Raw genomic sequence first — 7,264 nt, forward strand, 5'->3', positions numbered from 1 at the left:
ACGGGCGCGCGCTCCCTTGCGGCAGCGCGCGTTAACCGTCTATCGTGCGTCCCAATGCCATCGGAACCTGTCCCCGCGGCAGCGACGAAGCAGCTTTCAGGACGACGAGTAACGCAGAGCCAATGGCCGACAAATCGCGAATCGGACTGACCGCTGTCGATACCGTTCCCCTGCATGAGAAAGTCTATCTGGAGCTCGTTCGGGCCCTTATGTCCGGACAGTTGCAGCCTGGCCAGAAGCTGACCTCGCGCAAGCTTGCCAAGGAACTCGGCACCAGCGACATGCCGGTGCGCAGCGCTTTCACCCGACTGCAAGCGCTGCGGGCGCTGAGCCCGATGCCGAACGGCAGCGTCGAGGTGCCTCTGATCTCCGCCGATCGCTTCTCGCAATTGACCGCGGTGCGCACCATCCTCGAGGGCACCGCGACCGAGCTCGCGACGAAACGCATCAACGGCAACAATCTGCGCGCGATCCGGCGCCACTGCGCCGAACTCACCGAGGCCGCCCGCAATGGCGGCATCGAAAACTATCTGCGCAAGAACCACGACTTCAAATTCGGGGTCTATCGCCATTGCGGCAACGAACAGATGATCTTCCTCATCGAGACGGTGTGGATGCAGGTTGGGCCTTTCCTGCGAAACCTGCATATCGGTTTCGAGGATGATCTCGCCGGCATTCTGGGTATCGACTACCATGAGGAGGTCGTGGCGGCGATCGAGGCCGGCGACGGCGAGCGGGCGCGTCGGGCGATCGTGCGTGACATCGAGGAGGGCGCCACGCATATCCTCGGGCAGGTGAAGTTTCCGGAGATGCGCCACTAGAGTAAGCAGGCGGGTTGTTCGATGATTCTCGGCACTTCCTCAACTCGGCCGATTTGCTCGACCTCGCCGTAAAGTCGTCGCAGCAAACTTCTTAGGTCCGAAGCCCTCAGTCGTCATACGTGGACGCGAGCCTTTGGTCGCGACTGCCATACGCCTGATGACCTCGTGATCGAGATGAGCATAAAGGTACTAATCCGCCTGCAATGCACGCAGTCTATTCAGCCTATCTACGCCTCGCCTACCCGCGAAGGCATTGGCGCCTTCGTCCTCCCAGCTCATTGCCAGCATGACCTTCGGTGTGAGTGGAAAGGTCACAACGGCTGTCTTGTTCAGATAGCCGTGGTCGCCGTAAATCGGGTGCCAAGTCTTAGGTTCTACCCAACGAACAACCGGGTCGTCGCTGGTGATAAAGAAACCCTGAGCGGCCCCAATGGTCCGCCAACGCATCTGGAAAAGTACGGGTGTCAGCTTGTCGGCAGCAGTGAGGTGCTGCAACGCCCACTCCTTCCCCAGTTCGAGCCGGTAGCCGCTAGGGTCAATCAGGCTCCTCCGAAGGGAAGTTCTGCTCTCTTCGGTAAGCTGCCTGCCTTCGCCCTGCTCGATCCGATGCACCAGCGAATTGAAGGCCCGGTCGTGTACACCAGTCGCATAGTTCCGAATCTGAATCATGCGGCCAACCATCTCGGCCGCGTCTTTCCTGGAACCAGGTGTACGCACCACCATCACGGCTAGGAACTGCGCCATGTCCATCTTGTCCTGGTGCTCCGGAATCTTGCCGTTGATCAGCCGCATGTAGATTGGAGCGCACGTGCTTTCGATCCGAGCCAGCATTTCTTCGATGCGAAGGTCATAACTGCCATCCGGCGCTTCAACGGAATAGAAATGAGTTTGCTTGGCCGTCTCTTCGGGCATGCGGGAAAATTTCTTGCCGTCGGCCTTCGTATATGTCCAGACGTGACCTTTCGGCTGCACCCCAGCAAAGTGCTGGAGATGCAAGCGCGGAATAAAGTGTTGACCTTTTGGATTACTCATTGTGAACGAAAATCACGCGAGGCAGAACCATTATTTCAGACCGAGTATACCATGAGCGCTCTATTAACCAGCGATCAAGACTAGACCCAGGTGCTCACGGGGACCCGGGGGCAGTGGAATATTGAGCCCATTTGCTCGATAGCATGAGGACGCTTTATCAGCGTAACTGCGCGATCAATCGCGGGTAGCTAAGATGACGACACGCCGAATCCGGCTTGGCTTTCGCTGACCATATCGCTATGCTGCGATCGCAGATCGCGAAAATGAACCGGAAAATGCCGCCCGATATCCCAGCTAGTGACTTGAAAAGATGAAGAAAAGCCTTTCGGCGCCAGCCGATGCGGCCTTCGTAAACTCACAAGCTGAAAATTGGATATCGTAGCCTGCAAGGGCTACAGCACCTAAAAAGGGGCTGGAAATTGAGCGACGCAATCACGGACGTTTTGAACTGGCTTGAAAGCAGGAAGGACATCCAGAGCCTGCGGGCGGCGGTGTGCGACCTGAACGGCATCATGCGCGGCAAGCGCATTCCGGTCGAGCAGGCGCGCAAGGCGCTCAAAGGCAAGCTGCGCATGCCCTATTCGGCCATCGGCCTCGACATCTGGGGCGAGGACATCGAAGGCAACGCCCAGGTCTTCTCGACCGGCGACGCCGACGGGCTTTGCCACTGGACCGGACGCGGCATACTGCCGGTCAACTGGACGGCCCATCCGACCGCGCTTCTGCCGCTCTGGCTGGCGGATGACGGCGGCGCGCCCTATCTCGGCGATCCGCGCCGCGCGCTGGCCCGCATCCTCGACCGCTACGCCGCGCTCGGCCTGACGCCCGTCACCGCGACCGAGCTCGAATTCTATCTTGTCGATCCGACCTCGCAGCGGCCAGTCGGCCCCGTCTCGCCGGTCACCGGCAGGCGCCTCGATTCCGACGCCGCGCTCTCGATCGACGAGGTCGACGATTTCGAAGCCTTCATCCACGATATCTACGAAGCCTGCCGCATGCAGGACATTCCGGTCGACACTGCGATTGCCGAGAACGGCGTCGGCCAGTTCGAGATCAATTTGAACCATGTGCCCGACGCCTTGCGCGCAGCCGACGATGCGGTGCTTTTCAAGCGTACCGTGAAGGGCATCGCCCGCAAGCATGGCTTCGCCGCCTGCTTCATGGCCAAGCCCTATGGCGAGCGCGCCGGCAACGGTTTCCATGTCCATTTCAGCGTGCTCGACAGGCAGGGCCGCAACATCTTCGACGACGGTTCCGACCAGGGCTCCGAAACAATGCGCCACGCGGTCGGTGGCCTGCTTGACGCGATGGCGCAAAGCACGCTGGTATTCGCGCCGCATTTCAATTCCTACCGCCGGCTGCGGCCGAGATCCTACGCGCCGACCGCCGTCGCCTGGGGCTACGAGAACCGCATGGTGGCGATCCGCATTCCAGGCGGACCTTCGGCTGCGCGCCGCATCGAGCATCGCGTCTCCGGCGCCGATGCCAATCCCTATCTGGTGCTGGCGGCGATCCTCGGCGCGGCGTTGATCGGCATCGAGCGCCAGCTCTCGCCCGGCGAGCCGACCGGCGGCGAAGGCCAGGGGCTGACGCTCGCTAAGCTGCCGCCGGACTGGGCTTCGGCGATCGCCGCCTTCGAGGCTGGCCCGCGTGTCGCCGAGATCTTCCCGGACGTGCTGCGCGACGCCTTTGTCGCCTGCAAGCGCCAGGAACTGAACACGTTCGCGCTGAATGTCAGCGACTTCGAGATCGAGACCTATCTCGAGAGCGTTTGACGCCGGCAAGCTGAAGTGCGGGCAGGAGAGCGGCCGGTACTCTATGGGAACTGCAAGATCCTCGGTTGGATCAAGCAGCGAACGGCTGGAAGGGCGATAAAAGGGAAATCTCCGAGTTGGGCTCGCGGGGTGCTCGTATCAGTGACTGCGGAACAGGATTTGCCTTCTGCTCCAATCCGGCGACGGGCACCAAAAAGCAAAACGCCCGCTTTCGCGGGCGTTTGTTTGGTTGCGGGGACAGGATTTGAACCTGTGACCTTCAGGTTATGAGCCTGACGAGCTACCGGGCTGCTCCACCCCGCGTCACCTACGAGCAAGCGTTTGCTTGCGACTACGAGCAAGCGTTTGCTTGCGTTGTTGGACGTAAGCGCAAGCCTGGGAATAGGCTGGCCTACAGATAGGTAGATGGCTCACCAAATGAAAGGGCCGCTTTCGCGGCCCGTGGTCCCGTTGGCGGGCCTTTATCGTAGAGAGAAGATTTAGCTCGATCCGGGTTTTTGATCCGGATGTGAGGGTGAACATGCGCTTGGCAGACCTGGCAGCGACCTACTCTCCCGCGTCTTGAGACGAAGTACCATCAGCGCTGGAGCGTTTCACGGCCGAGTTCGGAATGGGATCGGGTGCAGCCGCTCCGCCATAACCACCAGGTCGGCAAAACGCATGTTCAAATCGAGAAGCTTTTTTTGAGCGAATAGCCGATAGTGAGTAGCCAATAGGGGACCCTATTTGCTGCTTTCCAAGCTATTCGCTGGTCTTTGTTGTGCCCTGGATGTTCATTTCAGCCCGGCGCCTTTCGAAGCGAAGCTTCGCAAGGTCGACCGACCGTCGGCGCCGATGCGCCGCACCCACGTAGCGCCGCCCGAAGGGCGGAACAAGCGTGAGTGAGAATGGCGACAATCCTTCGGATTGCGCCTTGATGGATATAAGTAATGAGAACGATCAAGCCTATCGAACTATTAGTACCGGTAAGCTTCAAGCGTTGCCGCTCTTCCACACCCGGCCTATCAACGTGGTCGTCTTCCACGGTTCTCAGGGAATACTCGTTTCAAGGTGGGTTTCCCGCTTAGATGCCTTCAGCGGTTATCCCGTCCGGATATAGCTACCCTGCGATGCGGCTGGCGCCACAACAGGTCCACCAGAGATCCGTCCATCCCGGTCCTCTCGTACTAGGGACAGATCCTTTCAATATTCCTACACCCACGGCAGATAGGGACCGAACTGTCTCACGACGTTCTGAACCCAACTCACGTACCGCTTTAAATGGCGAACAGCCATACCCTTGGGACCTGCTCCAGCCCCAGGATGCGATGAGTCGACATCGAGGTGCCAAACAACCCCGTCGATATGGACTCTTGGGGGTCATCAGCCTGTTATCCCCGGCGTACCTTTTATCCGTTGAGCGATGGCCCTTCCACGCGGGACCACCGGATCACTATGACCGACTTTCGTCTCTGCTCGACTTGTCAGTCTCGCAGTCAGGCAGGCTTATGCCATTGCACTCAGCGAACGATTTCCGACCGTTCTGAGCCCACCATCGCGCGCCTCCGTTACTCTTTAGGAGGCGACCGCCCCAGTCAAACTACCCACCATACATTGTCCCGGACCCGGATAACGGGCCGCGGTTAGACATCCATAGTAATAAGGGTGGTATTTCAAGGGTGGCTCCACCTGAGCTGGCGCCCAGGCTTCAAAGCCTACCACCTATCCTACACATGCCACTACGAATGCCAATGTAAAGCTATAGTAAAGGTGCACGGGGTCTTTCCGTCTAACCGCAGGAACCCCGCATCTTCACGGGGAATTCAATTTCACTGAGTCTATGCTGGAGACAGCGGGGAAGTCGTTACGCCATTCGTGCAGGTCGGAACTTACCCGACAAGGAATTTCGCTACCTTAGGACCGTTATAGTTACGGCCGCCGTTTACTGGGGCTTCGATTCAGAGCTTGCACCCCTCCTCTTAACCTTCCAGCACCGGGCAGGCGTCAGACCCTATACGTCGCCTTGCGGCTTCGCAGAGCCCTGTGTTTTTGATAAACAGTCGCTACCCCCTGGTCTGTGCCACCCTCCCCTGCTTGCGCAGAAAAGGGTCACGCTTCTTCCGAAGTTACGCGTGCAATTTGCCGAGTTCCTTCAGCATAGTTCTCTCAAGCGCCTTGGTATACTCTACCTGACCACCAGTGTCGGTTTCGGGTACGGTCTATAAGGAGGAGCTATTTCCTGGAACCACTCCGCTGCCCGTTCAATCCGATAAGATTGGACAACTTGTGTGATCCGTCACTACCTCCAGGCCCACGAATATTAACGTGGTTCCCATCGACTACGCGTTTCCGCCTCGTCTTAGGGGCCGGCTAACCCTGCTCAGATTAACTTTAAGCAGGAACCCTTGGTCTTTCGGCGGGGGAGTCTCTCACTCCCCTTACGTTACTCATGTCAGCATTCGCACTTCTGATACCTCCACCGCCCCTCACGGGTACGGCTTCATCAGCTTACAGAACGCTCCGCTACCGCTCGTGATTGCTCACGAACCCTAAGCTTCGGTGTATGGCTTTAGCCCCGTTACATTTTCGGCGCAAAGACCCTTATTTAGACCAGTGAGCTGTTACGCTTTCTTTAAATGATGGCTGCTTCTAAGCCAACATCCTGGTTGTTTTGGGATCCTCACATCCTTTCCCACTTAGCCATAACTTGGGGACCTTAGCTGTAGGTCAGGGTTGTTTCCCTTTTCACGACGGACGTTAGCACCCGCCGTGTGTCTGCCGACTAGTACTCCCAGGTATTCGGAGTTTGGTTAGGTTTGGTAATCCGGTGAGGACCCCTAGCCCATCCAGTGCTCTACCCCCTGGGGTATTCGGTCGACGCTCTACCTAAATAGATTTCGCGGAGAACCAGCTATTTCCGAGTTTGATTGGCCTTTCACCCCTAGCCACAAGTCATCCCGAACTATTGCAACAGTTATGGGTTCGGCCCTCCAGTAAGTGTTACCTTACCTTCAGCCTGCTCATGGCTAGATCACTCGGTTTCGGGTCTAATGCGACGAACTGAACGCCCTGTTCAGACTCGCTTTCGCTGCGCCTACACCTACCGGTTTAAGCTTGCTCGTCACACTAAGTCGCTGACCCATTATACAAAAGGTACGTGGTCACCCTTGCGGGCTCCCACTGTTTGTAGGCAATCGGTTTCAGGTACTCTTTCACTCCCCTTGTCGGGGTGCTTTTCACCTTTCCCTCACGGTACTAGTTCGCTATCGGTCATGCACGAGTACTTAGGCTTGGAAGGTGGTCCTCCCAATTTCAGACAGGATTTCACGTGTCCCGCCTTACTCGAGGACGATTGATCGCATTACGCGTACGGGGCTGTCACCCGCTATGGCCCTACTTTCCAGAAGGTTCCGCTTGTCTCTCAATCGCCACTGGCCTGGTCCGGGTTCGCTCGCCACTACTTCCGGAGTCTCGGTTGATGTCCTTTCCTACGGGTACTTAGATGTTTCAGTTCCCCGCGTTCGCCACTTTATCCCTATGGATTCAGGATAAGTTACCTATTAGCGATACTTGGAAACCACAGCGGCAAACAGCGCGACCTCAAAGAGATCGTCGCAACCTGCCGCTCTGATTTTCCAAGTACCTTAGGTGGGTTTC

The 7,264-nt window shown here is 57.8% G+C and carries 3 protein-coding genes, 1 tRNA gene and 2 rRNA genes (1 of these 6 running past the window's edge); 2 read left to right on the forward strand and 4 right to left on the reverse strand.

Annotation, left to right across the window (positions count from 1 at the left end; all coding sequences use genetic code 11):
- The first annotated feature begins 122 nt into the window (after positions 1 to 122).
- Positions 123 to 821, forward strand: a complete 699-nt coding sequence (locus tag EJ068_RS09550; protein WP_126081104.1) for a GntR family transcriptional regulator — start codon at positions 123 to 125, stop codon at positions 819 to 821.
- Positions 822 to 1,010: 189 nt separating this feature from the next.
- On the opposite strand, the gene EJ068_RS09555 is transcribed toward EJ068_RS09550, so the two are convergent.
- Positions 1,011 to 1,853 carry a DUF4238 domain-containing protein gene (locus EJ068_RS09555; protein ID WP_127250394.1) on the reverse strand — a complete coding sequence of 281 codons (843 nt, stop codon included), beginning with the start codon at positions 1,851 to 1,853 and terminating at the stop codon, positions 1,011 to 1,013.
- 419 nt (positions 1,854 to 2,272) lie between these two features.
- Here EJ068_RS09555 and EJ068_RS09560 point away from each other — a divergent pair, with 419 nt between their 5' ends.
- Complete coding sequence (locus EJ068_RS09560) at positions 2,273 to 3,628, forward strand: glutamine synthetase family protein (RefSeq protein WP_127250393.1); 1,356 nt, start codon at positions 2,273 to 2,275, stop codon at positions 3,626 to 3,628.
- Positions 3,629 to 3,854: 226 nt separating this feature from the next.
- Here EJ068_RS09560 and EJ068_RS09565 read toward each other — a convergent pair.
- The 3 genes from EJ068_RS09565 to EJ068_RS09575 form a co-directional block, all read right to left on the reverse strand.
- Positions 3,855 to 3,931, reverse strand: a tRNA-Met gene (locus EJ068_RS09565).
- 230 nt (positions 3,932 to 4,161) lie between these two features.
- A 5S ribosomal RNA gene (gene rrf / locus EJ068_RS09570) occupies positions 4,162 to 4,276 on the reverse strand.
- A 287-nt stretch (positions 4,277 to 4,563) separates the two neighbouring features.
- Positions 4,564 to 7,264: ribosomal RNA gene (locus tag EJ068_RS09575) — 23S ribosomal RNA — on the reverse strand (it continues 123 nt past the right edge of the window).

The sequence above is a fragment of the Mesorhizobium sp. M2A.F.Ca.ET.043.02.1.1 genome (assembly GCF_003952405.1).
Taxonomy (GTDB): Bacteria; Pseudomonadota; Alphaproteobacteria; order Rhizobiales; family Rhizobiaceae; genus Mesorhizobium.

Bases quoted from the DNA above. Each gene is read 5' to 3' on its own strand.
- EJ068_RS09550 (WP_126081104.1), top strand. From the start codon at position 123: ATGGCCGACAAATCGCGAATCGGACTGACCGCTGTCGATACCGTTCCC.
- EJ068_RS09555 (WP_127250394.1), bottom strand. From the start codon at position 1,853: ATGAGTAATCCAAAAGGTCAACACTTTATTCCGCGCTTGCATCTCCAG.